Here is a 26,921-nt window from a genome sequence, read left to right on the forward strand (position 1 = left end):
TCAGACCTCGCTGAGAGCCCTCTTCGCCACGGCGGCGAGAAAGCCGCTGGCCTGGGGCAGGATGTCGTCGTTGAAATCGTAGTGCGGGTTGTGCAGCTCCCGCCCGCCCTCGGCAGGACCGTTGCCGATCCAGACGAAGGCGCCGGGGACTTCCTCCAGGAACCAGGAGAAATCCTCACCCGTCATGGCGGGCAGCATGTCCAGGCGCACTTGGGTGACCGTGCCCGCCGCGGCCGCCGCGATGTCCGCGTCGGCCTTGTGGTTCATGGTGACCGGCACGCCGCGGTTGAAATTGACCACGCCCGTCAGGCCGAAGGCGACGGCCAGGCCCTGGACGATCTCGCGCATGCGGGTCTCGATCAGGTCGCCCACCGCCGGATCGAGCCAGCGCGCCGTTCCCTTGATGACGGCGCGGGCCGGAACCTGGTTCTGCGCCTCGCCGGAGGTCGCGACCGTGATGCTGACGACGCCCGACTTCATGGGGTCCACGTCGCGGGAGACGATGGATTGCAGTGCCACGATCGCGTGGCCAGCGCCGATCATCGGGTCCTTGGTGAGGTGCGGCAGCGCGGCGTGGCCGGCATGGCCGTCGAAGGTAATGTCGAAGCGGGCACCCGCGGCCATCACGGCCCCGCCGTGCACCGCCACAGTGCCGGCATCGAGCCCCGGCCAGTTATGCCAGCCGAAGATCCGGTCCATCGGAAAGCGGCTGAACAGCCCGTCCGCGATCATCTTGCGGGCGCCGCCACCGCCCTCCTCCGCCGGCTGGAAGACGAGGCGCACGGTGCCGGCCCATTCCTGGTCGGCCTGAAGCAGCGCGGCCGCGCCCAGCAGGGCCGCGGTGTGACCATCATGTCCGCAGGCATGCATGACGCCCGGCTTGAGGCTCCGATGAGGGAGAGACTCGTTCACCTCCTGGATGGGCAATGCGTCCATGTCGGCGCGGAGGCCCACGCTACGATTGCCTCCGGCACCCGTCGCCTGGCGGCGGAGCGTGGCGACCACGCCGTGGCCGCCGATGCCGGTCTCGATCTCCGTCACGCCCAGGGATTTCAGCTTCTCCACCACAAAGGCCGCGGTTTCCCCCTCATCCAGCGTCAGGCCGGGATGGGCATGAAGGTGACGTCGCCAGTGGGTCAGGGATGCGTGGAGCTCGGTATCCATGCACCTACCCTAGTCCCGAATCGGCACCCGGGGTAAGACTCCCGCTTCGTCCCGATTTTGGAATTGCGTCTTGTGCGGCGATTGTTAATCTCGGGAAGCTGGGTTGTATCTTGAAAGCATTACCACCCTATGGTTGCAGCCCTTGGCTGGAACTGGGCTGAAAGGGTTTCCATGAAGTTCGCTGACATCGGGCAACAGCTCCGTGCCTACCGTATGGAATCCGGCATGCGGGCCGAGGAGATTGCCGCCCGGCTGGGCGTGTCGCGCGCCGCCCTCTACCGCTACGAGAAGGGCGAGGTCATCAAGCTCGAAACCATCCGCCGGCTGGCTGAACTGCTGAAGGTTTCGCCGCTTTCCCTGCTCGGGATCGGAATCGAGTATTTCGCCCGCCCGGCCGCCTTCCAGGAACGCCTGCGCGGCCTGGAGGAGCAGGCGGACCAGATTCTCCTGGTCGGCGGCGCCTTCCACTGGCCCATCAGCGGCGAGGCCCTCGAGGGTGCGCTGGCCGAGGCCTGGACCCAGTCGGTCCCGCCGGGCCCGGACCGCGCAGCCGCCGTCTCGCAGATCGAGCAGGGTCTCGGCGCCCTGTCCGCGCGGAAGCGGCTCTACAACCAGAAGCGGCCGACCGTGATCGCGGTCCTCAGCGAGGGGATGCTCCGCAACTTCCTGGCCGAGGGCGTCGCGCCCGGGCTGAACATCCCCGAGGCGACCCGGACCCGTGCCCGCATCGCCGCCCAGCAAGAGGCCGAGGCCGTCGCCGACCTGATGGAGAGCGTACCCATCGGCCTGCAGATCGGGCTCGCCGCCGGCACCCAGCCCGCCGCGCCCTTCATGATCCTGCGGGGGCGCGACCGCGCCCATGTCGTCACCTCGCCGATCCCGGCCGATACCCCTCCCCTGACGGCCACGGGCGTGGCCGGCGTCACGGCGGCGGAGGAAGCAGTGGCCATTCACCAGCGCGTCGCCGAGACCATGTGGCGGGATGCGCTGAAGGGCACGGAAGCCGCCGCGCGCATCCGCGAGCTGGTGCGCCTCAGCCGCTGAGAGCCTGGATATCCGGGCGCTGCAGGAACTCCAGCAGCGCCGAGGGCTGGATGATCCACAACCCCGCGAAGGGCGTCGTCACGTCGTAGGCCAGGTAGACCACGGCGCCGGTGAAGCCGGCGAAGACCGCAATCATGAGGTAGGTCGAGCGCCTGGGCGGATAGGTGCCTAGGCAGGCGCACATGATGATCAGGCCGACCACCGAGGCCACCCAGAAGACCGGGTGCAGGTCCGCCTGCGCGTCGAGTTCCCGGCGCTGCCGCTGGTCCTCGAGCTGGTAGATGTTGGCGATGAGCCGCTTGTGAATCAGCTCCTGCCGGCTGCCTTCGGGCTGAAGGTCCAGCGCGCCGTTCAGGATATGTGACCAACTCGCCCACGCCGCCGCGCTGATGCGGCCCGTGGCAGCGAGCGAGGGCCAATCATGCCGCACCACATCGCTCGCGTAGCGCACGACCGCGCGCTGAAGCGCGTCGGTCGCGTGCAGGTCGTAGCGCTCCAGGTCGTAGAAGGTATCGGAGACCGTCACCGCCTCCTCCGCCACGACGCGGCGGGCGTGCAGCTCGTTCGTCTTCACCTCGGCGAAGGCCAGCGCGACGATCAGCGCGTGGATGATGCCGACGCGCACGATGACGAGGTTCGCGAGATCGGCGACCTTGGGATCGCCGGGCATGACGAGACGCGCCAGCGTATAGACCAGGCATCCGCCGAGGGCGGAGCCTATCACCGCCAGCGTCAGGACCAGCCAAGCGCTCATGCGCGCAGGCTGGCATGACGGGATGGCGGCGCGAAGAGTCTAAGTGGCGGAGGCGAAGCCCTTCCCCGCACGGCGATATGCCTCCCGCGGGGGCGCAAACACGTCGAGGACCTTGCACCCCTCCGGACCCGCCTTCATCGTGTGGGGCACACCGCCGGGCGTGCGCCAGAAGTCGCCCTTGGAGACGGCGATCTCCTCGCCGCCCTGGATCCGGATGGCGCTGCCTTCCAGCAGGAGGCCCCATTGCTCCTCAGGATGGCTGTGCATGGTGCCCTGCCCGTTCGGCGCGATGGTGACGACGGAGAGCATGGCCTGCTCGCCGGGGAAAATGCGGGTGGTGACGCCGGGCGCGAGCTCGCGCGCGAGGCCCTGGGCCTCGTTGGCGATGTTGAAGAACTCTTCGGCCTGTTGGCTCATCGGGACATTCCTTCCGTTTGGACCGAGGGTTAGCTGCCGGGCGCCGCCCCGGCAAGCTCCGCCCGGGCCCAGCCGATGGAGGCCAGCGCCAGGGCCGCGATGGTGTCCACGACAGGGAACTCCAGCTCCGGCCCGGCGGCGATGCCGAGCGGAATTTCCGTGCAGCCCAGGACCACGGCGGCCGCCCCACGCGCGCGCAGGCCGCGGGCGACTTCGGCCAGCGGCGCATAGGCCTCGGCGACGCGGTTCGCCTTCACCAAGGCCACGGCCGGCATGACGAGGCTGGCCTGGGTCTCGGCATCGGGCGTGAGGCATTCCACGCCCAGGCGCTCCTGGTAGAGGCGCATCGCGAGCGTTCCCGTCGTACCCATAAGCCCGACGGGACCCGTGATGCCGAGCCGCCGGAGCGCCGCCGCCGCGGCGTCCACGATATGCAGGATCGGCCGGTCGGTCGCCGCCTGCATCTGGGCGTACCAGCCATGGGCCGTGTTGCAGGGAATGGCGATGGCGCCGCAGCCTGCCGCCTCCAGCGCCCGAATCCCGCGCAGGAGGGCGGGCAGCGGATCCTCGCCGCCATGGACGCGCGCCTCGGTGCGGTCGGGCACGCGGGGGTCGGACCAGAGCACGGCCGGGACATGATCCTGGTCCCGGGCGGCGGGCGTGAGCAGCGTGAGCTGACGCATGAACTCGGCCGAGGCGAGCGGTCCCATGCCGCCCAGCACACCCAGCATCCTCATCGAAACAACCTCTCATGGACCAGTGAGGGTTGAGTAGGCCGCCGTGGCGCGGGCAGCAATGTCGCCGCCCTCGGGGATGACACGCCGTGAGGCGGAAGCTATGGCACTGAGGGCGGAACGACCACCTGCCGGCGGCCGTGCGAATCCCTGAAAGGGCGGAGTTAGATGGATCATTGGCTGTGGCTGGCCGGACTGGCGGCTGCGATGGGGGCGACGGGGCTCCTCTCGGGCCTTCTGGCTGGGCTTTTCGGGGTCGGCGGCGGAATCGTGATCGTGCCCGTGCTCTTTTACATCCTGCCGCTCTTCGACGTGCCGACGGCGACGCAGATGAAGGTGGCTGTTGCGACCTCGCTGGCCACGATCATCCCGACCTCCATCGTCTCGGCGCGCAAGCATTGGGCCAAGGGCGCGATCGACATGCCCCTGCTGAAGAGCTTGGCGCTGCCGATCTTCGTGGGCGTGCTCATCGGCACGGCGCTGGCCGTCGTGCTGAAGGGGCCGGGGCTGACCCTCGTCTTCGCGACGGTCGCGCTGCTGGTCGCGATCAACATGGGCTTCACGGACGTCGCGTTCCGCATTCGCGACAGCATGCCCTTCGGCATTCTTCGCCAGGTGATCGGGATCGCGATCGGCGCCATCAGCGCCATGATGGGCATCGGCGGCGGGACCGTCGGGGTGCCGGTGCTGGGCATGTTCGGCACGCCCATCCGCTCGGCGGTCGCGACCTCATCGGCCTTCGGGATCATCATCTCCATCCCGGCGACCATCGGGCTGATCCTGATGGGGATCGGCGCCGATGGCCGGCCGCCCTACTCGCTCGGCTGGGTCAACCTGATCGGCTTCGCGCTGATCGTCCCTGGCTCGATCCTGGCGACGCCGTGGGGCGTTTCGCTCGCCCACAGCATCAGCCCGACGCTGCTCAAGCGGGCCTTCGCGGTCTTCCTGGCCTTCACGAGCCTGCGGATGTTCTACTCCCTCTTCTTCTGAGCCTCAGTTCGGCCGGAAGACGAGGCTGGTGCGCGCGGTGCGGCTGCCGCGCCGCTCCTCGGGAATATCCATGAAGTTGGACGCGATGGCGGCGCGCGCGAGAAGCGCGCGCAGCGCCGGATTCTTCGGCCCTTCGGCGTCCGTCAGGACATCCATGGGGCAGAAGAACTCATGCGGATGGGCCGTCTGGCTGGCGATGAAGCCCTGGTAGTGTTGCTGCTTGAGGGCGAAGAGAACGCGGGAATCCCGGACCGGCAGGACCAGCGGCTCCTTCGGCTCCTTGCGCAGCATGCGGATCAGGCGCCAGCGGGGAATGTTGTTGCCGGGCAGGCCGGGCTGCATCAGCCACTCCACCGGACAGACGGCCAGCAGCGAGCCCGTGCTGGGCGCGAAGCGGGACCGCTTGTCGAGGAGGTTCTGATATGTGCTGCAGGCCTCGATGCTGAGGATGTCCACATAGGGCTCCTCCCCCTTGCCGCTGAAATGCAGATAGAGGCCGTCGGGAAGCGTCTTGAGGCGGTTCGCGCCTGGGAACTTCAGATAGGGCTGGGTGCCCTTGCGCTCGATGTCGGGCCGGGCGCGCAACCAGATCCCGGGCTGCTTGACGGAGGGCTCAAGGCCAGGGGGCCTCTGAGGCCAATTTCCTAGATTCTGGCGAACGAGCTGGTCCAACTGCTCCGATGGTCGGCGAACTGATGCAACCATAACGATCTCCTGATATCGCGCTTACAACTTATGCTCGATATTTGTCGATCGATCATAAATAATCAAGGTTTATCAGGAGGTTCGGAAATTTTTTCAGAATATAGCATCAAGGAATATAGTGTGTTTTTAGAGGTCTGCAAAATTATCCAATATAATTACTGTATTGCCCGTCATCATTGAAGTCAGAAATCAAGTTCTTCCTCATATTAATCTTTAAAATGAACCACATAGACAACGCGCCTCGCCTCACGGACGGGCGGGCGCCGCGTCCGAAATGAAGAAGGCGGCGCTCGTCTGCTCGTTCCAGCTCTCGGCCCTGAGATGCCCGGAAAGCAGCAACGGGCCGCCGCCTGGGGTGAGCAGCGCGTCCGCCAGGGGACCGTCCTTCGCGCGGAAGCAGATGGCCTTGAGCCGCCCGCCATCCTCGCCCTCGATGAAAGCCCGGACGGTCGCGCCCTCCTTGCCCACACGGCTGGCCTTCACCACACGCGCGCGCAGCAGCGCGAAGACCGGCTCGTCATTCCCGGCGCCGAAGGGCGCGAGGCGCCCGATGCTTTCAGCCAGCTCGACCGTCGCTCCGCGAGGGTTCAGCGAGCCTTCGACCACCAGTTCGGCGGCCCCGGGCAGCGTCGCGGCCGCTGACAGGCGCTCGTCCAGATGAGCATGGAGTTCGGGCAGCCGCCCGGCCTCGATCGTAAATCCCGCCGCCATGGCGTGGCCTCCGCCCGCGACGAGCATGCCCGACTGCCGCGCGGCGATCACCGCCGCACCGAGGTCGAGGCCCGGCACCGAGCGCCCTGATCCCTTCCCCAGCCCATTCTCAAACCCGGCGACGCAGGCCGGGCGATTGAACCGCTCCCTCACGCGCCCCGCCACGATGCCGACGACGCCCGGGTGCCAACCCTCATCATGAAGCAGGAGAACGGCGTGGCCGGCCGCGATCTGCTCCTCGGCCTGGCGCATGGCGGCGGCCAGCACCCCGGCCTCGACCTCCTGCCGCTTGCGATTCACGGCATCCAGCCGCTCGGCCATCGCGCGCGCCTCGATGGGATCACGTTCGAGCAGCAGGCGCAGGCCGAGATCGGGAACGGAGATCCGGCCGCCGGCATTGATCCGCGGCCCCAGCACGAAGCCGAGCGTATGGGCGCTCGGCGCATCCCGGACGCCGGAGAGCTCCAGCAGCGCCGCCAAACCAGGCCGCTCCCGGCGGCCCATGCAACGAAGCCCCTGCTGCACCAGCGCGCGGTTCACCCCGATCAGCGGCACCACGTCGCAGACCGTCGCCAACGCCACGAGATCCAGCAGCACGCGCAGGTCGGGCTCGGGCCGCTGGGCGAAGAAGCCGCGCCTGCGAAGGGTGCGCTGCATGCCGACCGCTGCCAGGAAGGCTACGCCCGCCGCGCAGAGCTGCCGCAGGCCGGAGCCGCAATCCAGCCGGTTCGGGTTGACCGCCGCGACGACGCGCGGCGGCGGCCCCTCGGCCTTGTGGTGATCCAGCACCACGACATCGGCCCGGCCCGAAGCCGCCGCAAGCGCCTCATGCGCCGAGATGCCGCAATCCACGCAGACGATGAGCGTCGCGCCCCCATCCATCAGCCGCGTGATGGCGGGCGCATTGGGGCCATACCCCTCGGCGAGCCGGTCCGGCACATAGGCCGCGGCCCGGCACCCTAGCGCGCGCAGGGCGTCCACCATCAGGGCGCCGGCGCAGGCACCATCCACGTCGTAGTCAGCGAAGACAGCGACCGTCTCCTCGCGCTGCGCCGCATCGGCCAGACGCTCGCAGGCGGCGTCCATATCCAGCAGCACGGACGGATCGGGCAGGAGCGCGCGCAGCGTCGGCTCCAGGAAGGACGTCGCCGCCTCGACCGAAACCTCTCGCGCCGCCAGCAGCCGTCCGACCATCTCGGGCAAGGCCAGCTGCTGGGACAATGCGGCGGCGAGCCGGGGCTCGCCCTGTCGCCAGACCCAGCGACGCCCCGTCAGGCTGCGCTCGACGCCGAGCGCGGTCTCCATCAGACCGGTTTCAGCTTGAAGTTGTGGCGACCCTCGACGTAGCGGACCGTGCCGGTCTTGCTGCGCATCACAATGGAATGGGTGATGGCGCCGCCGGGCACCAGGCGGACCCCGCGCAGCATCGGGCCGCTGGTGACGCCGGTCGCAGCGAACATCACTTCGCCCGAGGCCATGTCCGACATGGTGTAGACCTTGTTCGGGTCGTCGATGCCCATCTCCTTGGCACGGACGATCTGGGCCTCTTCCTCGAAGATGAGGCGGCCCTGCATCTGGCCGCCGATGCAGCGCAGCGCGGCCGCGGCCAGCACGCCCTCCGGCGCGCCGCCCCACCCGAGATACATGTCGATGCCGGTCTCCGGCTGGGCGCAGGCCACGACGCCGTAGACGTCACCATCCGGAATGAGGTTCAGCCGCGCGCCCGCCTGGCGGCAGGCACGGATGATGTCCTTGTGCCGGTCGCGGTCCAGCACGCAAACCGTCAACTCGCCGACGGAAACGCCCTTGGCCTTGGCCAGCGCCGCAAGGTTCTCCGCCGGGCTGCGGTCGATGTCGATCGTGCCCTCGGGATAGCCCGGACCGATGGCGATCTTGTCCATGTAGACGTCGGGCGCATGCAGGAAGCCCCCGCGCGCCGCGAGCGCGACGACGGCCATCGCGTTCGGCCCGCCCTTGGCGGTGAGCGTGGTGCCCTCCAGCGGGTCCACCGCGATATCCGCCAGCATGCCGCCGCCGGTCTTGGCGTAGAGCCCGACCTTCTCGCCGATATAGAGCATCGGCGCCTCGTCCATCTCACCTTCGCCGATCACGACCGTGCCGTGGATCGCGACGGAATCGAAGGCATGGCGCATGGCTTCCACGGCGGCGCCGTCAGCGGCGTTCTTGTCGCCCTTGCCCACCCAGGAGCTGGCGGCCAGCGCGGCGGCCTCGGTGACGCGCACCAGCTCCAGCGCCAGGTTGCGGTCCACGATCGTGGAGGGCCTCGTCTCGGTGTCGCTCATCTCTGTCTGGTCCCTCTCTAAAGCGGGATGACCGCAGGCGCGAAGGCGCCGGAGGTCCGAATCCCACGATCAACAAACGCCAGGACATGATGAGGAAGCGAAAGCGACCTCATCATGTCCTAGCGGCGGAGCTTGAATTCGGCCGAAACGCGGGCCGTCGTCGTGATCTCTTCGGCGGTGACGTTGGGCTCGGCGGGGCCGGAGGCCCGCATCGCCATCATCGGCCGCGGGCCCTCGGGCACCACGTCCACCGACAGCTCGCGCATCTCGGCGACGCGCATGCCCAGCTCACGCGCCACGGCAGCGGCGCGGGCCTGGACGCCCCGGATGGCCTCGTTGGTCGCCCCGTCACGCGCGGCGCGGCCAGCGGCCGGCGTCAGCTGCCAGCCGGCATGGTCGAGCAACAGCCCGTCGCCCTGAAGCCGAGCCAGCAGAGCAAGCAGAGCCGCCCCCTGTCCGCTCTTGAGCTCGATGGACTGCTGCGCCACGGCCTGCTGCCTTTCGGCATCGGTGTGGGTGGAATAGCCGCGCGTCGCGGCCTGCACGCCGGCCACGCCACGCGCCGCCTCCAGCGCAGCGGCCACGCGGCGGTTTACCTCATCCTGCGCGGCGGCGGCAGTCGGCGCGCGCGCCTCGACGCGCAGGCTTGCCACCATCTCATCCGGCATGGTGCGGACGCTGCCTTCCTCGGCGATGCGCAGCCGGGATTCAGCTCCCTGCGCGAAAGCAGGCAGGGGCGCAGCCATCAGCAGCGCGGCGAGAAGCGCGCGGCGCATCAGAGCGCCTCGATCCGGATCAGGGCCGGCGGTTCCACCACGCTCGGCAGGGCCGAGATCCGGGAGAGAGCGGACTGCATCTGTGCCTCCTCGCACTCATGGGTGACCAGCACGACGGGCACCGGCTCGCCGGGCGAGCGGCCATGCTGCAACATGGATTCGAGGCTGATTGTCGCATCGCGGAGCACGCCCGTCACATCCGCGATCACGCCCGGCTGATCCAGCACCATCAAGCGCAGGTAATAGGCGCCGCGATGCCTTTCCATGGGCACGGCCGGCGAATGGTCGAGCTTGCCGGTGGCCACGCCCCAGACCGGGGCCAGACAGCCGCGCGCGATGTCGATCAGGTCCGCCACCACGGCGCTGGCCGTCGGGCCGCCGCCCGCGCCACGGCCCTGGAGCATGACCCGGCCCACCGCGTCGCCCTCGGCCAGGACAGCGTTGAAGACGCCGTCGACATGGGCGATGGGGCTGCTCTCGGGCACCATGCAGGGATGGACGCGCGCGGTCACGCCGTCCTCGCCCCGGCTCGCGATGCCCAGGAGGCGGATGCGATAGCCGAGTTCGCCCGCCAGCGAGATATCCAGCGCCGAGACGTTGCGGATGCCCTCGATGTGCAGCGAGGGAAGATCCACCTCGTGCCCAAAGGCCAGCGCCGCCAGGATCGCGAGCTTATGCGCCGCGTCCACGCCGTCGATGTCGAAGGCCGGGTCCGCCTCGGCGTAGCCGAGCTCCTGGGCCGTCGCGAGAACCTCACCGAAGGGCAGCCCCTTCACGCGCATCTCGGTCAGGATGTAGTTGCAGGTGCCGTTCAGGATGCCGGCCACCCGGCTGATGCGGTTGCCCGCCAGCCCCTCCCGCAACGCCTTGATGGCGGGAATGCCGCCCGCCACCGCGGCCTCGTAGGCAAGCGTCGCGCCCCACTTCTCGGACAGCCGCGCCAGCGCCGCGCCATGCGTCGCCAGCAGCGCCTTGTTGGCCGTCACGACGGGCTTGCCCGCGGCCAGCGCTGCTTCGACCAGCGCGCGCGCGGGACCTTCGGAGCCGCCCATCAGCTCGACCACGATCTCGACATTCGGGTCGGCGGCGAGCGCCACGGGATCCTCGTGCCAGGTCACGCCCGAGAGATCCACTCCACGGTCGCGCGTGCGGTCGCGCGCCGACACGGCCACCAGTTCCAGCGGGCGGCCGGCCCGCGCGGCGATCACCTCGGCATTGCCCTTCAGAAGGCCGAGCACGCCGGCGCCGACCGTGCCGAGGCCGGCCACACCCAGTTTAAGAGGCTTGTTCATACGGACTGCACTTCTTCCTGCGAGACGGGGCCCGCATTGTCGCCCTGCAGGAAGCTCCGGATGCCGCGGAGCGCCTGGCGGATGCGCTGGTTGTTCTCGACCATGGCGATGCGCACATGGCCGTCGCCGTGCTCGCCGAAGCCGATGCCCGGCGCCACGGCCACCTTGGCCTTAGCAAGCAGCAGCTTCGAGAACTCGACCGAGCCGAGGTGACGGAACTTCTCGGGGATCGGCGCCCAGAGGAACATCGAGGCCTCGGGCGAGGGCACGTCCCAGCCCGCCTGCTGCAGGCCCTTCACGAGCACCTCGCGCCGCTCGCGGTACAGCTCGCGCATCTCGGCCACGCAGTCCTGCGGGCCATTGAGCGCGGCGGCCGCCGCGACCTGGATGGGCGTGAAGGCGCCGTAGTCCAGATAGGACTTCACCCGCGCCAGCGCCGAGATCAGCCGCGGATTGCCCGCCGCGAAGCCCATGCGCCAGCCCGGCATGTTGTAGGTCTTGGAGAGGCTGGTGAACTCGACCGTGCAGTCCATCGCGCCCGGAATCTCGAGCACGGACGGCGGCGGCGTATCGCCGAAATAGAGCTCGGCATAGGCGAGGTCGCTCAGGATGAAGAGCTCGTACTGGCGCGCGATCTTCACCAGCTCCTTGTAGAACTCCCGCGTCGCGAGCAGCGCCGTCGGGTTGGACGGGAAGTTCACGATCAGCGCGGTCGGCTTCGGCACGGAATGCTTCACCGCGCGCACGATCGCCTCCAGCATCGCGTCATCCGGCGTGTAGGGGATGAAGCGCGCCGAGGCGCCGGCGATGATGAAGCCGAACTGATGGATCGGGTAGGACGGGTTGGGCACCAGGATGGTGTCGCCCGGGCTGCTGATCGCTTGCGCGAGGTTCGCGAGCCCTTCCTTGGAACCGAGCGTCGCCACAACCTCGGTCTCGGGGTCCAGCTTCACGCCGAAACGGTTGGCGTAATAGCCGGCGAGCGCGCGGCGAAGGCCGGGAATGCCCTTGGACATCGAGTAGCGGTGCGTGCGGGGGTCCTGCACCGCCTCGATCATCTTCGCCACGATATGCGGCGGCGTCGGGCTGTCGGGGTTGCCCATGCCGAGGTCCACGATGTCCTCCGCTGCCGCGCGTGCCTTGGCCTTGGCCGAGTTCACCTCGGCGAAGACATAGGGCGGCAGGCGGCGGATGCGGTGGAACTCTTCGGCCATGATGGCCCTCCCAGTGGAACGAAAGCGGGCCGTGTTTAAAGGCTCGGGCCGCCCACGGAAAGCGCCGTGGAAGCCGGGCTGGCTAGCGCGGCGCCAGCAGCTCCGCGGGCGGGGGCGCCGGCACGTCGCCGGGGGCGATTGGCGCCGCAGGCGGCGTGCCCGCCCCAGGCGCCGGGCCGAGCAGGTCCGGCGTGGGCAGGCTGGGCACGTCCCCTGGGGTGAGCCGGTCGGGCGTCAAAAGCTCGGGCGGGCGGATAACAGGGGGGCCATCGGTGCGCGCGGGCGTGGAGGGTCGCAAGGGCGTGCCCGCGCCTGGCTGCACCCAGGGTACCGGCGCCGCCGCAGCCAGCGCGGGCGGCGCGGGCGGGCGCGCGGGAATCGGCGGCTGCCCCGGCGACGGCGTGTCGGCGAGCCGCGCGTCGGGCCCGCGCGGGGTCTCGGCCGAATTGGCGTCGCGCTCGGCCTGGAGCCGCCGCGTCAGCGCCTCGCGGGCCGCGGGATCGGGTCGCTCGGGAATGGGCGGGACCGATGCGAGGTTGGGCGTGGGCCGGTCCATGCCCGGCGGCAGCAGGCGCGAATCCATCGACGCGCCGGAGAGGTCCCGGAAGAAGAGCCGCGGGTTCACCTGCGCGTCCGATGTGCATGCACCGAGGCCCAGCAACAGCATTGCAGCCGCGAAGCGCCGCGCTTGATCGCGCGTCAGCCGCTCTCTAGGTTTTTGCGCAGGTCGGGCCATGTCTCTCCATAACCCCTGGGACGGCCCCGGCGAAAGAGAGCACGGTCCTCAAAGGGCGGAACGCAGTCGAATGAGCCAGACACCGGGCGGCAAGCCGCCTTCGGACTTCCATATGCCCGACGCGGCCGAGGTATCGCGCACCATGGCCGAGGTTGCGGAGCGCGGGCAGCGCATCGTCCAGGACTTCATGAAGCGGCAGGCGGAGAGCGCGCCCTCGGCCGACCCGCTCAACATCGGCACGGCCTTCCTGGAGATGACCGCCCGCCTCATGACCAACCCGGCCGGGCTGGTCCAGGCGCAGCTCGGCTTCTGGCAGGACTACCTGACCCTCTGGTCCAACACGGCGCGGCGCTTCCTGGGCGAAACCGATGTCGGACCCGTGATCGCCGAGGCCAAGGGCGACCGCCGCTTCAAGGACGAAGCCTGGCGGGAGAACGAGGTCTTCGACTTCATCCGCCAATCCTACCTGCTCTCCGCCCGGTATTTCACCAACGCCGTCCACAGCGCCGATGGGCTCGATCCCAAGACCGCGCAGAAGGTGGATTTCTACACGCGGCAGTTCGTGGACGCGATGAGCCCCGCGAATTTCGTGCTGACCAACCCCGAGGTGCTACGCCGCACCGCCGAGACAGGCGGCGCCAACCTGCTGAAAGGCCTGTCCAACCTGCTGGCGGATCTCGAGCGCGGCAAGGGCCAGCTTCGCATCCGCATGACGGACGACAGCAAGTTCAAGGTGGGCGAGAACATCGCCGTCACGCCCGGCAAGGTCGTGTTCCAGACGCCGCTGATGCAGCTGATCCAGTACGCGCCCACGACGGCCAAGGTGCTCAAGCGACCGCTGGTCATCTTCCCGCCGTGGATCAACAAATTCTACATCCTCGACCTGCGCCCCAAGAACAGCTTCATCCGCTGGGCGGTGGACCAGGGGCATACGGTCTTCGTCGCCTCCTGGGTGAACCCGGACGAGCACCTCGCGGAAAAGGGCTTCGAGGACTACATGACCGAGGGCGTGCTGGCCGCGCTCGACGCGATCCACGCCGCGACCGGCGAGCGCGACGTGAACGCCATAGGCTATTGCCTCGGCGGCACGCTGCTCGCGACCACGCTGGCCTACATGGCGGCCAAGCGCGACAACCGGATCAAGTCGGCCACCTACTTCGTCACCATGACGGATTTCGAGGAGGCCGGTGAGCTCGGCGTCTTCATCGACGAGGAGCAGCTGAAGTCGCTCGAGGACCGCATGAGCAAGCGCGGCTTCCTCGAAGGCAGCGAGATGGCGACGACCTTCAACATGCTGCGCGCGAACGACCTCATCTGGTCCTTCGTGGTGAACAACTACCTGCTGGGCCAGGACCCCTTCCCGTTCGACCTTCTCTACTGGAACGACGACAGCACGCGCATGCCCGCGCGGATGCACAGCTTCTACCTGCGCCGGATGTACCAGGAGAACGACCTGATCAAGCCCGGCGCCATCGAGCTGCTGGGCACGAAGATCGACCTCCGCAAGATCAAGACGCCGACCTATATGATCTCGACGCGCGAGGACCACATCGCGCCCTGGAAGAGCACCTATCGCGCCACCCAGGTCTATTCGGGGCCCGTCCGCTTCGTGCTGGCCGCATCCGGCCATATCGCCGGCGTCGTGAACCCGCCCGATTCCGGCAAGTACAGCCACTGGATCAACACCGACCTGCCGCAGGACCCCGAGGAATGGTTTGCGGGAGCCACAGAACTCGCCGGAAGCTGGTGGCCCGACTGGCAGCGCTGGGTGACCGCACTCGACAAGGCGGAGGTTCCCGCGCGTGTACCCGGCACGGGCAAGCTGAAGCCGATCGAGGATGCACCGGGCAGCTATGTGAAGGTGATGGCGGCCGACTGAGCTGCCTTACTATCTTACTATCTTACTATCTTACCGGCGCCTCGCGGCTGGACGCAGCTCCGCCGCCGCCGAGCGCGCTTATGGCACAGCCGGACAGAAAAATCAATATTTTCATATATCTAGAGGTCGGTCGTGCCGCCAAGCCCATAGGTGGTGATACCCGAGCGCGTGTTGTCGTAGAGCAGTGCCGGATCCGCGCGGTTCGTCGCGATCAGTCGCGTCACCTCCTCGCGCAGGGCCGGAAGCGCCAGGGCGGTATCGGGGAAGGCGCCAGGCTCGGTCAGGCGGCGAACCTGCGGCCGGTCCGTCGGCTGGAAGGCGGGACCGCGAAGCGCGGCCTCGGCCGCCGCGGTGTCGTCGCGGCGCAGCGCCGCGGCGGCCGCGAGCAGGGCCGGCACCGTCGCCTCGGCCGGCGCGTCGGGTGAAATGGCCATGATCTGGCGCGCCTCGGCGACGGCCCGTCGCAGAGCGAAGAGATAGGAAGGCTGCAGCTCCGCGAGGCGACGGCCCGGCCGGGCCTCCCCGCCCAGCCATTCCAGCCGGGCGACGGCCAGAGCCGTTTCCGCCGGATGGCCCTGGAGGTTCGCGCCCGCCATGTCGAAATCGCGCGTGGCGAGGTCGAGGATCACGGGCAAGGGCTGCGGCACGATCACGCCGCCGGCCAATGCGCTCGGCGGCTCGGGCGCGCGGGGGCGCGTCATCTCGGCGCAGGCCGTCAGCGCGGCGAGCGCCAGGAAAAGGGGAAGCCTCACAGCCGGCGCTGGCCGAGATGGGGCTGGTTGCCCTCGAACATCACGCGGGACGCGGCGCTGGCAGCCAGCGCGGTCTGCGGCAAGGGCGGCAGCTGCGCGAGCCGCACCAGGGCGGCCTGCCCGCCCGGCGGCATCACCGCCGGCGGAATGGCGGCCGCGGCCGCGGTGGCATCGCGCGCATTCGTCGCGCGCCACACGGCGTAGAAGCTGTCGATCACCGCCTGGGCCGGCACCTCGGCCGGGATGCCCAGGGCCTGGCGCCATTCCGCCCGTGCCTGGACGAAGCGCCCGGCCAGCAGCGGATCGCGCTGCTGGAAGTTCGGGTCGACCGGGAGGGCCGACGCCAGATACTCCATATCGGCGATGGCCCGCGCCGCGGCACCCGGCCGGGCGCGGAGCCCGGCCTGCGTGCCGAAGGCGAAGGCACTGCGCGACACGGCGGCCCGGGTCGGATCGCCCGCCCCTTCCACCGAATCGCGCGGCAGCCGGACAGGTTCCGGCACGGTCAGCCCCGGCCCGGCGCAGCCCGCGAGAAGAAGGCCGGCCAGGAGGGGGCGGCGCTTCACAGGATCTTCGACGGCTGGCTGGTCTGCAGCGCCTGCTGCGCCGTCGCGGCGGCCGAGGCCGACTGCGGCAGCGGCGGCAGCGCCGCGAGCCGAGCCAGGGTCGCCGCGCCGCCCTGGCGGAAGAGCGTGGGCGGAAGCGCCGCCGCGGCCGCATCGCGCTGGCCCGCATCGAGGGCACGGCCCGCCGAGTAGAGCGCGTTGATCACCGGCTGCGCAGGCGCATCCGGCGCGATGTCCAGCGCCGAGCGCCACTCGCGGCGCGCCGCGCGGAACTGCGGCTCCAGCGTCGAGGAGGCGTTGTAGAGCGTGACGTTCTGCGGCAGGTCGACCGCCAGGAACTCCATCTGCGCGATGGTGCGCGCCGCGCCCGCGGGGTCGAGCCGCTGCTGCCGGCCCAGCGCCGCGCTCGTGGAGATGATGGCGCTGCGCGACGGATCCCCCGCGCCCACGATGGCGTCACGCGGCAGCGCCGCCGTATCGGCGGGCGGCGTGAAGGGCGATGTTCCGCAAGCTGCGGCCAGCAGCGGCAAAGCGAGCAGTGTCTTACGAAGCATCATTCGATCCTTATGGCTCAGCGGGCCGCGAGTCTGGCGGCCAGTATGACATGAAACATCGGCCGCCAGGGAGCGGCCGCAAGGGCGCCTCAGGGATGCGCGCCACCTCCCCCGCCCCCGGATCCCCCGGGACCGCCATTGTAGCGGTCGGCGTCGATACGGAGCAGCTCCCGTTCCATCATTCCCGTGGCGACGCGGGTGGCCGGCAGGTCGGACGGGGTCGTGAGCTGGGCCAGCGTCATGCGCGGCTCGGAGAAGACGTTGGCGGGCAGGACCGGCTGCGCGCCGCGGGAGAGCGTGCGAGACGTGTCCATCAGCCCGTCCACCACCAGCTGCGGCGGCGCATCGGGTGCGATGCCGAAGGCGCGATGAAGCTCTGCCCGCGAGGCGAGAAGCGCGGGACCGGTGGTGGGCGTGTACTCCACCCAGCGATGATCCCAATTGTAGTTGGCCGCCAGGTATTCGACGAGGGCGGCGGCGCGCATGCGCTCGGCCGGCGTGCTCTGCCGGTTGAAGCTATAGGCGGAGCCCAGGATCGCCGCCCGCATCGGGTCGGTTCCGCCCGTGATCACATCCCCCGGCAGCGAGGCGCTGGGAGGCGGCGAACCCAGCGCGCAGGCCGAGAGCGGGGCCAGCAGAACAGCCGCCTGGACGATCTTCCTCATGGCGGGAAGGTTACCCCTGCCCCGCCTTCCGCTCCAAGTTACGAAGTGGAACGGAGCGAGGCGCGATGACGCCCCGAGAGCTCGACATAATGGGGCGCGGTCGTATCGAATCCGGCCCGCTGCTCGGGCGTCAGCACGCGCACCAGTTTCGCCGGATTACCCATCCAGAGCTCCAGCGAGGGCACGCGCTTGCCCGGCGGCAGCACGGAGCCCGCCGCCAGAACACCCCCCTCCTCGATCACCGCGCCGTCGAGCACGGTGGCGCCCATGCCCACGAAGGCGCGGTCCTTCAACGTGCAGGCATGGATGATGGCCGCATGGCCCACCGTCACGTCGTCGCCGATGGTCGTCGGGAAGCTGCCCGAGTTCACATGGATGATGGTGCCGTCCTGGATGTTCGTGCGGGCACCGATGCGGATGAAGTTGGAATCCCCGCGCAGCACGCAATGGTACCAGATGTTCGACTTCTCGCCGATCGTGACGTCGCCGATCACGGCAGCAGTGGGCGCCACCCAGGCGTGCTCATGCACGCTGGGCAGCTTTCCTTCGAAGGGGAAAAGAGGTCCGTTCATTCAGCAGCCATTTTCAGCGGCAGCGCCGCGTTGACGTCCACACCCAGCATCAGGCCGAGATTCTGCACGGCCGCGCCGGATGCACCCTTGCCCAGATTGTCGAGCTTGGCCACCAGCACCGCCTGGTTGTGCCTGGCGTTGCCATAGACCCGCAGCTCCAGCTTGTTGCTGCCGTTGAGTGCGGTGGGCTCCAGCCGCTGCGCGCCATCGGCGGGCACGACCTCGACCCAGCCGGACTGCGCGTAGCGGACCTGAAGCGCGGCCTCCAGATCGCGCGGCTTCGGCTTGCCGGGCAGCGCGTCGAGGTGCAGCGGCACGCTCACCAGCATGCCCTGCGCGAAATCGCCCACGCTGGGCACGAAGAGCGGACGCACCGTGAGGCCGCCGTAGAGCTGGAGCTCAGGCACGTGCTTGTGCTCGAGCGTGAGGCCGTAGAGGAAGAACGGGCCGGCCGACTTCGTCTCCTCGAACTCCGCGATCATGGACTTGCCGCCGCCCGTGTAGCCGGAGACCGCGTTCACCGTGATCGGGTAGTCCGGCGGGATGAGGCCCGCATCCACCAGCGGCCGGATCAGCGCGATACCGCCCGTGGGGTAGCAGCCTGGATTCGCCACGCGATGGGCAGCGGCGATCTTGGCGGCATGGCCCTCGGTCAGCTCGGGGAATCCATAGACCCAGTCGGGATCCACGCGATGGGCGGTGCTGGCGTCGAGCAGCTTGGGCGCGGCGTCGCCCATCCCGGCGGCGATGGCCGCGACCTCCTTGGCGCCGGCATCCGGCAGGCACAGCACGACGGCGTCCACCTGCTCCATCAGCTTGCGCTTGGCGGCGGGGTCCTTGCGGTCGGCGTCCGCGATGGAGCGGATCTCGATTCCGGGATGGTTCGCCAGGCGCGCGCGGATCTGAAGCCCCGTCGTGCCGCTCTCGCCGTCGATGAAGATGCTCGGAACCTTGGCCATGGGGGCCCTCCTGTTGCGGAAAGTCTGAAGCAAAGCGTGAGGAAAAACAAAAGGGGCGGGCCCTTGCGGACCCGCCCCTTCGAGATAGCCGGCATGCAGACCGGGCGTGACGCCCGGTCCGCTGGGCGTCAGCGCTTGGAGAACTGGAAGGAACGTCGCGCCTTCATCTTGCCGTACTTCTTACGCTCGACCGCACGCGGGTCGCGCGTCAGGAAGCCGGCCTTCTTCAGGATCGAGCGCAGCTCCGGCTCGTAGTTCACGAGCGCGCGGCTGATGCCGTGACGCACCGCGCCGGCCTGGCCCGAAAGCCCGCCGCCGGTCACCGTCGCGACCACGTCGAAGGCCTGGTAGCGGTCGGCCACCAGGAAGGGCTGGGCGATCAGCATGCGCAGAACGGGGCGCGCGAAGTACTTCGACGCGGGCTGGTCGTTGATGGTGAAGACGCCCTTGCCGGGCTTCACCCACACGCGGGCCACCGATTCCTTACGGCCGCCCGTCGCATAGGCGCGGCCCTGGGCGTCGCGCTTCGGCTGCACCGGGGCAGCGGCATCGGTGCCGGCCGCGGCCGGGGTGCCCTGAACCAGGTTCTTGAGGTCGGCGAGAGAGTTCGCCGTGGTCTGCTCACTCATGATCTCTTAGGCCTTCTGGGCGCCGCCAGAGGCGACATTCTTGCGGTTCATGGCGGCGACATCGAGAGCCACGGGGCTCTGACCGGCATGCGGATGCTCGGTGCCGGCATAGACGTGCAGGTTTTCCATCTGCTTCCGGCCGAGGGGACCGCGCGTGATCATGCGCTCGACTGCCTTGGTCACGACCCGCTCCGGGAAACGGCCGTCGAGCAGCGCACGGGCCGAACGGCCCTTGATGCCGCCGGCGTAGCCGGTGTGCCAGTAGAAGACGGACTGATCGGCCTTGTTGCCGGTCAGCTTCACCTTGTCCGCGTTCACGATCACGACGTGATCGCCGCAATCGACATGCGGGGTGAACTGCGGCTTGTGCTTGCCGCGCAGCCGGTTGGCGACGATGGTGGCGAGACGGCCGAGCACCAGGCCCTCGGCGTCGATCACCCACCAGTTCTTCTGGACCTCCGCCGGCTTCAGCGAGCGGGTCTGTGTGCTGAGCATCTGAACCTTCGAGACAACTTGAGTTACGGCGCGCTATCTGCCGCCTCCATCGCCGAACGTCAAGCGATAAGCGCGATTTTTTGACGTGGTATCATCATACCACATTCTCGCTTTCCCCTTGCGGCGCCGCCGGGCGGGGCCCCAGGCTGCGCGCCAATCAAGGAATACTAGGGAGAAACGGATGACCATCACGCGACGCGGCCTCGTGGCTGCGCCCCTTCTGGCCGCGCCTGCCCTCGCCCAGGCCCAGTCCTCGACCACCGCCCTCGTCATTCCCTACTCGCCCGGCGGCGCCTCGGACGTGGTGGGGCGGATCCTGGCCGAGGGGCTGACGCAGCGGCTCGGCGGCTCCTTCGTGCTGGACCACAAGCCCGGCGCCTCCACCACCATCGCGGCCCGTACCGTCGCCCGGGCCCGGCCGGACGGCCAGACGCTGCTCGTCGGCACCGTCGTCACCTTCGCCATGGCGCCCCTGGCGCTCCGCAACCCGGGCTACGACCCCATCGAGGATTTCACCGCCATCACAGCCCTCTGCGACACGCATGCCATGCTGGTGGCCAACCCGCGCTGGCGGAGCCTGGAGGAGCTCTTCGCCGCGGCGAAGGCCCGGCCGGGGCAGCTTTCCTATGCCAGCTGGGGCATCGGCACCACGGCGCATCTTCCCATGCTGGACCTCACCGGCCGCGCGGGGGTCGAGATGCTGCACGTGCCCTACAACGGCGCCCCCCCGGCCCTGACCGACGTCATCGCGGGCCGGGCGGATTGCATGATCGCGCTGCTCGCCGCCTCGCGCGGGCATATCGAGGAGGGGCGGGTCCGCGCGCTGGGCACCGTCAGCACCGAGCGCCTGCCCGCCTTTCCCAACATCCCCACGGTGGCCGAGCAGGGCTTTCCCGGCTTCGGCGGCGGCGCCTGGTACGCGCTGCACGCGCCCCCCAACCTGCCCGCGCCCATCAAGGCCCGCCTCGGCAGCGCCGCCGCCGAGAGCTTCAACGACCCGCGCACCCTCGCCTTCATGGAGAGCCAGGGCCTCGGCCCCACGCCCACGGGGGAGGCCGCGCTGGTGGAACGCATCCGGCGGGAACTGGCGCAAAACCGGGAATTGATGCAGCGTGCGGGCATAACCCCTGGATGAAGCGACACGGAAATCATGAGCGAGAAGAAGGGTCTGGCGCGGAACGCCGCGAACTACGGCGATAAGGAATTTGCCCTCTACCTCCGGCGCTCCTTCGCGAAATCCATGGGCTACTCGGCCGATGCGCTGAGCCGGCCCGTGGTGGGCATCGTGGACACGGGCAGCGACCTCAACAACTGCCACCGCACGGCGCCAGAGCTCATCGAGGCCGTGAAGCGCGGCGTGCTGATGGCGGGCGCCCTGCCGCTGGCCTTCCCGACCATCAGCCTCTGCGAGCCCTACCTCACGCCCTGCTCCATGCACTACCGCAACCTCATGGCGCTCGACACCGAGGCGATGATCGCGGCCCAGCCGATGGATGCGGTCGTGCTCATCGGCGGCTGCGACAAGACGGTGCCCGCCCAGCTCATGGCCGCCGCCAGCGCGGGCACGCCCGCCGTGCAGCTCGTCGTCGGGCCCATGAGCGCCAACCGTTACCAGGGCGAGCGCCTGGCCGCCTGCACCGACTGCCGCCGCTACTGGGCTCGCTACCGCGCGGGCGACGTGTCGGAGGAGCGCATCCAGGAGGTCGAGGGCTCGCTGGCCGTCACCGCCGGGACCTGCGGCGTCATGGGCACCGCCAGCACCATGGCCTGCCTGACCTCCACCCTCGGCTTCATGCCGCTGGACGCGGCGAGCATCCCCGCCGTCCATGCCGACCGCCTGCGCGCCGCCGAGGAAGCGGGCGCCCAGGCCGTGCGCCTCATCCACAAGCCCGTGCGGCCGGACGAGATCATCACCGAGAAGAGCGTCGAGAACGCGCTGCGCGTGCTACTCTCGCTCGGCGGCTCGACCAATGCCCTGGTGCACCTGGCCGCGATCGCGGGCCGCGTGGGCATCAAGATCGACTACCACCGCCTGAACGAGCTCAGCGACACGACGCCCGTGCTGGTGGACCTCAAGCCCACCGGCGAAGGCTACATGGAGGACTTCCACTTCGCCGGCGGCATGGTGGCGCTGCTGCACGAGCTGCGCGACCTGCTGCACCTCGACGAGAAGGACGTGGACGGCAAGACGCTCGGCGAGCGCATCGGCGCGGGCCCGGCCTTCGTGGACCGCACCTACATCAAGGCGCGCAACGAGCCGGTCTCCCCGGTGGGCGGCATCGTCTCGCTCTTCGGCTCGCTGGCGCCGGACGGCGCGATCCTGAAGCGCAGCGCCGCGACGCCGAGCCTCTTCGAGACCGAGGCGCGCTGCATGGTGTTCGACGGCGTGGAGGACCTCGCCGCCCGCATCGACAGCGACGACCTCGATGTCGAGAAGGGCGACATCATGATCCTGAAGGGGGCGGGCCCGCTGAGCACGGCGGGCTTCCCCGAGGCCGGCTACCTGCCCATCCCTCGCAAGCTGGCCCGCGCGGGCGTGAAGGACATGGTGCGCATGAGCGACTGCCGCATGTCCGGGACCGCCTTCGGCACCGTGGTCCTGCACATCTCGCCCGAGGCCGAGGCCGGCGGGCCGCTCGCCCTGGTGAGGACGGGCGACCGCATCCGCCTCTCGGTGGAGAACCGCACGCTCGACCTGCTGGTGGACGAGGCGGAGCTGGCCAGGCGCCGCGCCGAGTGGAAGTCGCGCGAGCAGCCCAAGCGCGGCTGGGACGCGCTGGTGCATCGCGAGGTGCTGCAGGCGCCGCAGGGCGCGGATCTCCGCTTCCTCCTGCCCGAGGGGCGATGATCGCCATCATCGGCGCGTCGGGCCGTTCCGGCTCGGCGCTCTGCCGGGCCCTGGACCAGCCCTTCCGCGCCGTGGTCCGCGACGCCGCCAAATGGTCGGCGCTCGGGATCGCCGCGCCCCATACGCTGGCGGACCTGCGCGACGCGGCCTCTCTGCGCACGGCACTGGACGGCGCGAAGGTCGTGATCTCCTGCGCGCATGCGCGCCACGCGGCGGCCATCCTGGCGGCCGCGCCGGCCGGTGCGCGCATCGTCCTGATGGGCAGCACGCGGCGCTACTCGAAGTGGCCGGACGAGCATGGGGACGGCGTGCGCGCGGGCGAGGCCGCCTTCCTGGCCAGCGGCCGCGCCGGCGTGATGCTGCACCCCACCATGATCTACGGCGCCGAGGGCGAGGACAATGTCCAGCGCCTCGCGGCCCTCATGCGGCGCCTGCCGGTGCTGCCGCTGCCGGGTGGCGGGCGCAGCCTGGTCCAGCCCATCCACCAGGACGATGTGACGCGGAGCCTGATCGCCGCCGCGGGCCTCGGCAACGGCGATGCCCGGGTGATCGTCGTCGCCGGGCCTGAGGCCCTGGCCTATCGCGATTTCTGCGCCGAGGTCGCCCGCGCCGCCGGGCTCCGGCCCCGGCCGATCCTGCCGCTGGGCGCAGGGCTTCTCATGGCGGCAAGCCCCCTCACCCGCATCCTGCCCTTCCTGCCCCGCATCGGCGCCGAGGAGATCCGGCGGCTGACCGAGGACAAGGATTTCGATATCGGGCCGATGCGAGAAATTCTGGGCATCCGGCCCCGCCCCCTTGCCGAGGGGCTGCGCCAGACGTTTTCTTGACCCCTCAAAGGAGTCGTCCCCTTGCCGATCATCAACCGCGTCGCCGAGTTCCACCCCGAGATGACGGAGTGGCGCCGCGACTTCCACATGCATCCAGAGCTCGGCTTCGAGGAGGTCCGCACCTCCCGCATCGTGGCGGAGAAGCTGCGCGAGTTCGGCTGCGACGAGGTCGTGACGGGCATCGCCAAGACGGGCGTGGTGGGCGTCATCCACGGCGCCAACGGAAAGAACGGCCGCGCCATCGGCCTGCGCGCGGACATGGACGCGCTGCCCATCGAGGAAGCCACGGGCGTCCCCCATGCCTCGACCGTTCCGGGCAAGATGCATGCCTGCGGCCATGACGGGCACACGACCATGCTGCTCGGCGCGGCCAAGTACCTCGCCGAGACGCGCAATTTCGACGGCACGGTCTACGTGATCTTCCAGCCCGCCGAGGAGAACCTCGCGGGGGGCGGCGTGATGGTGGAAGAAGGCCTCTTCGACCGCTTCCCGGTGGATCGCGTCTACGGCCTGCATAACTGGCCGGGCGCGCCCGCCGGCACCTTCCTCTGGCGCGAAGGTCCGGTGATGGCCGCCGTCGCCAACCTCGAGGTCACCATCACCGGCAAGGGCGCGCATGGCGCCCTGCCCTTCCAGGGCAACGACCCGATCGTCATCGCCGCCAGCATCGTGCAGGCGCTGCAGACCATCGTGGCGCGCAACCTGGATGCCGCGGATGCCGGCGTCATCACCATCGGCCACATCAACGGCGGCCACACCTACAACGTGATCCCCGAGACGGTGACCATGCTGGGCACCGCGCGCTGGTTCCTGCCCGAGGTCGGCGACCTGATGGAGCAGAAGTTCAAGTCACTCGTCACCGGCATCGCGGCCAGCTTCGGCGCCACCGCCACCGCCGAGTTCCATCGCGCCTACCCCGCCACCATCAATGAGCCGGAGAGCACGAAGCTCGCCGAGAAGGCCGCGCTGGCCGTCGCGGGCGCCGAGCGCGTGGCGCACATGCCCAAGCCCACCATGGGCGCCGAGGATTTCGCCTTCATGCTCAACGAGCGGCCGGGGGCCTACTTGATGCTGGGCGGCGGCAGGACCGCGACGGACCCCGGCGTGCATCACCCGCTCTACGACTTCAACGACGAGATCCTGCCCATCGGCGCCAGCTACTGGGCCACGCTCGTGGAGCAGCAGCTGCCCCGTGGCTGAGAAACCCAGCAAGCTCGAGCTCTTCCTGGGCTTCGCCAAGATCGGATCGCTGGGCTTCGGCGGCGTGGGCCCCTGGGCGCGCCACGTCATCGTGGAAGAGCGCAAATGGCTCACCGAGCGCGAGTATGCCGAGGTGCTGGGCCTCGGGCAAATCCTGCCCGGGCCCAATGTCGGCAATGCCTCCGTGATGATCGGGCGGGGCTTCTACGGGTTCGCGGGCGCGCTGCTGGCGACGGGCGGGCTCTATATCGGCCCGCTCTGCATCCTGGTCGTGCTGTCGCTGCTCTATGAGGCTTATGGCGACCTGCCGCGCGTCGCGCCCTTCATGGAAGGCGTGGCCGCCGCGGCCGCTGGCATGGTGATCGGCACCGCGCTCAAGATGGCCTTCAACCTCAAGGCCTCGGCGGAGCTGGTGGGCGTGGGCATCCTCGCCATCATCGCCGCCGCCTGGCTGCGCCTGCCGCTGCCCATCATCGTGGTGGTGCTGGCGCCGTTGGGGATCTGGCTCTCGCTCCGGCGCTCCTGGAAGCCCGCCCGATGATCCTGCTCGGGCAGATCCTGCTGGCCTTCGCCACCCTCTCGCTGCTGGCCATCGGCGGCGCCAATGCCGTCCTGCCCGAGATGCACCGCCTGCTGGTGGACGTGCACCACTGGATGGACGACGCCACCTTCAGCCAGCTCTTCGCGCTGGCGCAGGCGGCACCGGGCCCGAACATCCTCGCAGCCTCCGTCATGGGCTGGCACATCGCGGGCCCGGCCGGGATGATCGCGGCGACGCTCGGCATGCTCGTGCCGGCGGCTTGCCTCGCCTGGATCATGGCGGGCCTGACCTACCGGCTGCGCGGCAACACCTGGCTGAAGCCGGCCCAGTTCGGCTTGGTGCCCATCGCGGTGGGGCTGATCGCGGCCTCGGGCCTCATCATGGCGCAGGCCGCGGGTACGGGCTGGGTGAGCTTCGCGATCATCGGCGCGTCCACGATCTTCGTCTGGCGCACGAAGTACTCTCCGCTCTGGGTGCTGCTGGGCGGCGGGTTGCTCGGTTTGGCCCTGCTGTGATGCGGCCGAGCCGCACGCAGCTCTTCCTCGCCTATCTGCAGATCGGACTCACGGCCTTCGGCGGGGTGAACGCCTGGGCCCGGCGCTTCTTCGTCGAGAAGAAGGGCTGGATGACCGAGCAGGAATACGCCGAGACGCTGGGCATCGGGCAGGTCCTGCCCGGCCCCAACGCACTCAACACCGCCATCGGCATCGGCACGCGCTTCCATGGCGCCTGGGGCGCGCTGGTCTGCGTCATCGGCCTCTTCGCCGGGCCCATGACGCTGCTGGCGGCCATCGCCTCGCTCTATGACGCCTATGGGCAGCTTCCGCTGGTACGCGCGATCCTGACCGGGATCGCCGCCGCCGCCGCGGGCATGGTGATGGGCACGGCCGTGAAGATGGCCACGCGCCTCAAGCCCAGCCTGGCGCTCTGGCTCATCGGGCTCGCCGCGCTGCTGCTCGCCGTGCTGCGCGTGCCCATGCCCTACGTGCTGCTGACGCTGGCGCCCCTGGGCCTTTACTTCGCCTGGAGGGGGCTGCGCCCATGAGCGAGGATGACGACCTCTGGCAGCTCATCCTCGGCTTCCTCGGCCTTTCGCTGCTCAGCGTGGGCGGCGGCATCGCCGTCCTGCCGGAGATGCACCGCCTGGTGGTCGATGCGCATGGCTGGATGGACGACCTCGCCTTCTCCAAGCGCTACGCCCTCGCCCAGGCGGCGCCGGGTCCGAACATCATGGTGGTGGGGCTGATCGGCTGGCATGTCGCCGGACCGGCGGGGATGATCCTCGCCATGCTCGCGATGTGCGGGCCGAGCTCGGTGCTTGCCTACGGCTTTGCGCGGCTGCGCGGGCGGGTGGCCGGCGCGCTGTGGATGCGGGTCTTCGAGCGGGGCATGGTGCCCATCGCCATCGGCCTCATCGCCGCCTCCGGCCTGCTGCTGGCGGCCGGCACGGCGGATGGCTGGCTGCCCGTCGCGATCAGTGCCGGCAGCACGATCTTCGTGTGGCGGACGAAGAAGAGCCCGCTCTGGGTGCTCGCGATAGGCGCCGTCCTGGGCGCCATGTTTTTGCGCTGACTCCAACCCTCCCGATGTGACA

General features: G+C 69.5%; 30 protein-coding genes. 11 read left to right on the forward strand and 19 right to left on the reverse strand.

From position 1 onward, the window contains the following. Positions 1 to 1,164, reverse strand: a complete 1,164-nt coding sequence (locus WJM96_RS09050; RefSeq protein ID WP_424812146.1) for an amidohydrolase — start codon at positions 1,162 to 1,164, stop codon at positions 1 to 3. A 171-nt stretch (positions 1,165 to 1,335) separates the two neighbouring features. Between WJM96_RS09050 and WJM96_RS09055 the strand changes: the two genes are divergently transcribed. Then, positions 1,336 to 2,208: a helix-turn-helix domain-containing protein gene (locus WJM96_RS09055; RefSeq protein WP_424812147.1), complete on the forward strand. Its 873-nt coding sequence runs from the start codon at positions 1,336 to 1,338 to the stop codon at positions 2,206 to 2,208. Here the strand turns inward: WJM96_RS09055 and WJM96_RS09060 are convergent. Genes WJM96_RS09060 through WJM96_RS09070 form a run of 3 tightly spaced genes read right to left on the reverse strand, consistent with a single transcriptional unit; the run spans position 2,198 to position 4,116 of the window. After that, a complete protein-coding gene (locus WJM96_RS09060; protein WP_424812148.1) occupies positions 2,198 to 2,962 on the reverse strand; it encodes a DUF4239 domain-containing protein in 765 nt (254 codons plus the stop codon). The genes WJM96_RS09055 and WJM96_RS09060 overlap by 11 nt on opposite strands. 39 nt (positions 2,963 to 3,001) lie before the next feature. Then, complete coding sequence (locus WJM96_RS09065) at positions 3,002 to 3,379, reverse strand: cupin domain-containing protein (protein ID WP_424812149.1); 378 nt, start codon at positions 3,377 to 3,379, stop codon at positions 3,002 to 3,004. A 29-nt stretch (positions 3,380 to 3,408) separates the two neighbouring features. Then, positions 3,409 to 4,116, reverse strand: coding sequence for an aspartate/glutamate racemase family protein (locus WJM96_RS09070; protein ID WP_424812150.1), 708 nt, complete (start codon positions 4,114 to 4,116; stop codon positions 3,409 to 3,411). Positions 4,117 to 4,281: 165 nt separating this feature from the next. On the opposite strand from WJM96_RS09070, the gene WJM96_RS09075 reads away from it, so the two are divergent. Continuing rightward, positions 4,282 to 5,103, forward strand: coding sequence for a sulfite exporter TauE/SafE family protein (locus WJM96_RS09075; protein WP_424812151.1), 822 nt, complete (start codon positions 4,282 to 4,284; stop codon positions 5,101 to 5,103). A 3-nt stretch (positions 5,104 to 5,106) separates the two neighbouring features. Here the strand turns inward: WJM96_RS09075 and WJM96_RS09080 are convergent, their stop codons facing one another. The 7 genes from WJM96_RS09080 to WJM96_RS09110 form a co-directional block, all read right to left on the reverse strand. Further along, positions 5,107 to 5,688 carry a hypothetical protein gene (locus WJM96_RS09080; protein ID WP_424812152.1) on the reverse strand — a complete coding sequence of 194 codons (582 nt, stop codon included), beginning with the start codon at positions 5,686 to 5,688 and terminating at the stop codon, positions 5,107 to 5,109. A 366-nt stretch (positions 5,689 to 6,054) separates the two neighbouring features. Continuing rightward, complete coding sequence (gene recJ, locus WJM96_RS09085) at positions 6,055 to 7,824, reverse strand: single-stranded-DNA-specific exonuclease RecJ (protein WP_424812153.1); 1,770 nt, start codon at positions 7,822 to 7,824, stop codon at positions 6,055 to 6,057. After that, entirely contained in the window at positions 7,824 to 8,822 is a 999-nt protein-coding gene (glpX, locus tag WJM96_RS09090; protein WP_424812154.1) for a class II fructose-bisphosphatase, read from the reverse strand. The genes recJ and glpX overlap by 1 nt, the downstream gene beginning before the upstream one ends. 119 nt (positions 8,823 to 8,941) lie before the next feature. Beyond that, positions 8,942 to 9,598, reverse strand: coding sequence for an SIMPL domain-containing protein (locus WJM96_RS09095; protein ID WP_424812155.1), 657 nt, complete (start codon positions 9,596 to 9,598; stop codon positions 8,942 to 8,944). Continuing rightward, entirely contained in the window at positions 9,598 to 10,890 is a 1,293-nt protein-coding gene (locus tag WJM96_RS09100) for a homoserine dehydrogenase (protein WP_424812156.1), read from the reverse strand. The genes WJM96_RS09095 and WJM96_RS09100 overlap by 1 nt, the downstream gene beginning before the upstream one ends. Next, positions 10,887 to 12,104, reverse strand: coding sequence for an LL-diaminopimelate aminotransferase (locus tag WJM96_RS09105; protein WP_424812157.1), 1,218 nt, complete (start codon positions 12,102 to 12,104; stop codon positions 10,887 to 10,889). Before WJM96_RS09105 ends, WJM96_RS09100 begins: the two co-directional genes overlap by 4 nt. An 82-nt stretch (positions 12,105 to 12,186) precedes the next feature. Beyond that, on the reverse strand, positions 12,187 to 12,729 hold the full coding sequence (locus WJM96_RS09110) for a hypothetical protein (protein WP_424812158.1): 543 nt from the start codon (positions 12,727 to 12,729) through the stop codon (positions 12,187 to 12,189). 181 nt (positions 12,730 to 12,910) lie between these two features. Here WJM96_RS09110 and WJM96_RS09115 point away from each other — a divergent pair, with 181 nt between their 5' ends. After that, the gene (locus WJM96_RS09115; protein WP_424812159.1) at positions 12,911 to 14,719 is read left to right on the forward strand and encodes a PHA/PHB synthase family protein; all 1,809 of its coding nucleotides are present in this window, start codon (positions 12,911 to 12,913) and stop codon (positions 14,717 to 14,719) included. A gap of 119 nt (positions 14,720 to 14,838) precedes the next feature. Here WJM96_RS09115 and WJM96_RS09120 read toward each other — a convergent pair whose 3' ends face one another. From WJM96_RS09120 to rplM, 8 genes are all read right to left on the reverse strand, one after another. After that, the gene (locus WJM96_RS09120) at positions 14,839 to 15,471 is read right to left on the reverse strand and encodes a hypothetical protein (RefSeq protein ID WP_424812160.1); all 633 of its coding nucleotides are present in this window, start codon (positions 15,469 to 15,471) and stop codon (positions 14,839 to 14,841) included. Continuing rightward, a complete protein-coding gene (locus tag WJM96_RS09125; RefSeq protein ID WP_424812161.1) occupies positions 15,468 to 16,037 on the reverse strand; it encodes a hypothetical protein in 570 nt (189 codons plus the stop codon). The genes WJM96_RS09120 and WJM96_RS09125 overlap by 4 nt, the downstream gene beginning before the upstream one ends. Continuing rightward, positions 16,034 to 16,594 (reverse strand): hypothetical protein, encoded by a 561-nt coding sequence (locus WJM96_RS09130; protein WP_424812162.1) that lies wholly within the window; start codon positions 16,592 to 16,594, stop codon positions 16,034 to 16,036. The genes WJM96_RS09125 and WJM96_RS09130 overlap by 4 nt, the downstream gene beginning before the upstream one ends. 86 nt (positions 16,595 to 16,680) lie before the next feature. Further along, on the reverse strand, positions 16,681 to 17,256 hold the full coding sequence (locus WJM96_RS09135) for a hypothetical protein (RefSeq protein WP_424812163.1): 576 nt from the start codon (positions 17,254 to 17,256) through the stop codon (positions 16,681 to 16,683). A 38-nt stretch (positions 17,257 to 17,294) separates the two neighbouring features. Continuing rightward, on the reverse strand, positions 17,295 to 17,828 hold the full coding sequence (locus tag WJM96_RS09140) for a gamma carbonic anhydrase family protein (protein ID WP_424812164.1): 534 nt from the start codon (positions 17,826 to 17,828) through the stop codon (positions 17,295 to 17,297). Further along, positions 17,825 to 18,787 (reverse strand): N-acetyl-gamma-glutamyl-phosphate reductase, encoded by a 963-nt coding sequence (gene argC, locus WJM96_RS09145; RefSeq protein WP_424812165.1) that lies wholly within the window; start codon positions 18,785 to 18,787, stop codon positions 17,825 to 17,827. The genes WJM96_RS09140 and argC overlap by 4 nt, the downstream gene beginning before the upstream one ends. A gap of 128 nt (positions 18,788 to 18,915) precedes the next feature. Continuing rightward, positions 18,916 to 19,416 carry a 30S ribosomal protein S9 gene (rpsI, locus tag WJM96_RS09150; protein WP_424812166.1) on the reverse strand — a complete coding sequence of 167 codons (501 nt, stop codon included), beginning with the start codon at positions 19,414 to 19,416 and terminating at the stop codon, positions 18,916 to 18,918. A 6-nt stretch (positions 19,417 to 19,422) separates the two neighbouring features. Next, a complete protein-coding gene (gene rplM, locus WJM96_RS09155; protein ID WP_424812167.1) occupies positions 19,423 to 19,911 on the reverse strand; it encodes a 50S ribosomal protein L13 in 489 nt (162 codons plus the stop codon). A 181-nt stretch (positions 19,912 to 20,092) separates the two neighbouring features. On the opposite strand from rplM, the gene WJM96_RS09160 reads away from it, so the two are divergent. From WJM96_RS09160 to WJM96_RS09195, 8 genes are read left to right on the forward strand one after another with little or no spacing between them, the layout of a single operon-like run. Continuing rightward, positions 20,093 to 21,046 carry a Bug family tripartite tricarboxylate transporter substrate binding protein gene (locus tag WJM96_RS09160; protein ID WP_424812168.1) on the forward strand — a complete coding sequence of 318 codons (954 nt, stop codon included), beginning with the start codon at positions 20,093 to 20,095 and terminating at the stop codon, positions 21,044 to 21,046. 15 nt (positions 21,047 to 21,061) lie between these two features. Further along, a complete protein-coding gene (locus WJM96_RS09165; protein WP_424812169.1) occupies positions 21,062 to 22,759 on the forward strand; it encodes a dihydroxy-acid dehydratase in 1,698 nt (565 codons plus the stop codon). Then, positions 22,756 to 23,586, forward strand: coding sequence for an SDR family oxidoreductase (locus WJM96_RS09170; RefSeq protein ID WP_424812170.1), 831 nt, complete (start codon positions 22,756 to 22,758; stop codon positions 23,584 to 23,586). Before WJM96_RS09165 ends, WJM96_RS09170 begins: the two co-directional genes overlap by 4 nt. Positions 23,587 to 23,607: 21 nt before the next feature. Then, on the forward strand, positions 23,608 to 24,786 hold the full coding sequence (locus WJM96_RS09175) for a M20 aminoacylase family protein (RefSeq protein ID WP_424812171.1): 1,179 nt from the start codon (positions 23,608 to 23,610) through the stop codon (positions 24,784 to 24,786). Then, positions 24,779 to 25,327: a chromate transporter gene (locus tag WJM96_RS09180; protein ID WP_424812172.1), complete on the forward strand. Its 549-nt coding sequence runs from the start codon at positions 24,779 to 24,781 to the stop codon at positions 25,325 to 25,327. Before WJM96_RS09175 ends, WJM96_RS09180 begins: the two co-directional genes overlap by 8 nt. Continuing rightward, a complete protein-coding gene (locus WJM96_RS09185) occupies positions 25,324 to 25,842 on the forward strand; it encodes a chromate transporter (RefSeq protein ID WP_424812173.1) in 519 nt (172 codons plus the stop codon). Before WJM96_RS09180 ends, WJM96_RS09185 begins: the two co-directional genes overlap by 4 nt. Next, entirely contained in the window at positions 25,842 to 26,372 is a 531-nt protein-coding gene (locus WJM96_RS09190; protein ID WP_424812174.1) for a chromate transporter, read from the forward strand. The genes WJM96_RS09185 and WJM96_RS09190 overlap by 1 nt, the downstream gene beginning before the upstream one ends. Continuing rightward, positions 26,369 to 26,899, forward strand: a complete 531-nt coding sequence (locus tag WJM96_RS09195) for a chromate transporter (protein WP_424812175.1) — start codon at positions 26,369 to 26,371, stop codon at positions 26,897 to 26,899. Before WJM96_RS09190 ends, WJM96_RS09195 begins: the two co-directional genes overlap by 4 nt. Positions 26,900 to 26,921 lie beyond the last annotated feature (22 nt).

Origin of the sequence: Roseococcus sp. YIM B11640 (assembly GCF_049727625.1) — a bacterium.
Taxonomy (GTDB): domain Bacteria; phylum Pseudomonadota; class Alphaproteobacteria; order Acetobacterales; family Acetobacteraceae; genus Roseococcus.

Coding starts and splice junctions, on each gene's coding strand:
- WJM96_RS09050 (WP_424812146.1), bottom strand. CDS start 1,164: ATGGATACCGAGCTCCACGCATCCCTGACCCACTGGCGACGTCACCTT.
- WJM96_RS09055 (WP_424812147.1), top strand. CDS start 1,336: ATGAAGTTCGCTGACATCGGGCAACAGCTCCGTGCCTACCGTATGGAA.
- WJM96_RS09060 (WP_424812148.1), bottom strand. CDS start 2,962: ATGAGCGCTTGGCTGGTCCTGACGCTGGCGGTGATAGGCTCCGCCCTC.
- WJM96_RS09065 (WP_424812149.1), bottom strand. CDS start 3,379: ATGAGCCAACAGGCCGAAGAGTTCTTCAACATCGCCAACGAGGCCCAG.
- WJM96_RS09070 (WP_424812150.1), bottom strand. CDS start 4,116: ATGAGGATGCTGGGTGTGCTGGGCGGCATGGGACCGCTCGCCTCGGCC.
- WJM96_RS09075 (WP_424812151.1), top strand. CDS start 4,282: ATGGATCATTGGCTGTGGCTGGCCGGACTGGCGGCTGCGATGGGGGCG.
- recJ (WP_424812153.1), bottom strand. CDS start 7,824: ATGGAGACCGCGCTCGGCGTCGAGCGCAGCCTGACGGGGCGTCGCTGG.
- glpX (WP_424812154.1), bottom strand. CDS start 8,822: ATGAGCGACACCGAGACGAGGCCCTCCACGATCGTGGACCGCAACCTG.
- WJM96_RS09095 (WP_424812155.1), bottom strand. CDS start 9,598: ATGCGCCGCGCGCTTCTCGCCGCGCTGCTGATGGCTGCGCCCCTGCCT.
- WJM96_RS09100 (WP_424812156.1), bottom strand. CDS start 10,890: ATGAACAAGCCTCTTAAACTGGGTGTGGCCGGCCTCGGCACGGTCGGC.
- WJM96_RS09105 (WP_424812157.1), bottom strand. CDS start 12,104: ATGGCCGAAGAGTTCCACCGCATCCGCCGCCTGCCGCCCTATGTCTTC.
- WJM96_RS09115 (WP_424812159.1), top strand. CDS start 12,911: ATGAGCCAGACACCGGGCGGCAAGCCGCCTTCGGACTTCCATATGCCC.
- WJM96_RS09130 (WP_424812162.1), bottom strand. CDS start 16,594: ATGATGCTTCGTAAGACACTGCTCGCTTTGCCGCTGCTGGCCGCAGCT.
- WJM96_RS09135 (WP_424812163.1), bottom strand. CDS start 17,256: ATGAGGAAGATCGTCCAGGCGGCTGTTCTGCTGGCCCCGCTCTCGGCC.
- WJM96_RS09140 (WP_424812164.1), bottom strand. CDS start 17,828: ATGAACGGACCTCTTTTCCCCTTCGAAGGAAAGCTGCCCAGCGTGCAT.
- argC (WP_424812165.1), bottom strand. CDS start 18,787: ATGGCCAAGGTTCCGAGCATCTTCATCGACGGCGAGAGCGGCACGACG.
- rpsI (WP_424812166.1), bottom strand. CDS start 19,416: ATGAGTGAGCAGACCACGGCGAACTCTCTCGCCGACCTCAAGAACCTG.
- rplM (WP_424812167.1), bottom strand. CDS start 19,911: ATGCTCAGCACACAGACCCGCTCGCTGAAGCCGGCGGAGGTCCAGAAG.
- WJM96_RS09160 (WP_424812168.1), top strand. CDS start 20,093: ATGACCATCACGCGACGCGGCCTCGTGGCTGCGCCCCTTCTGGCCGCG.
- WJM96_RS09165 (WP_424812169.1), top strand. CDS start 21,062: ATGAGCGAGAAGAAGGGTCTGGCGCGGAACGCCGCGAACTACGGCGAT.
- WJM96_RS09170 (WP_424812170.1), top strand. CDS start 22,756: ATGATCGCCATCATCGGCGCGTCGGGCCGTTCCGGCTCGGCGCTCTGC.
- WJM96_RS09185 (WP_424812173.1), top strand. CDS start 25,324: ATGATCCTGCTCGGGCAGATCCTGCTGGCCTTCGCCACCCTCTCGCTG.
- WJM96_RS09190 (WP_424812174.1), top strand. CDS start 25,842: ATGCGGCCGAGCCGCACGCAGCTCTTCCTCGCCTATCTGCAGATCGGA.
- WJM96_RS09195 (WP_424812175.1), top strand. CDS start 26,369: ATGAGCGAGGATGACGACCTCTGGCAGCTCATCCTCGGCTTCCTCGGC.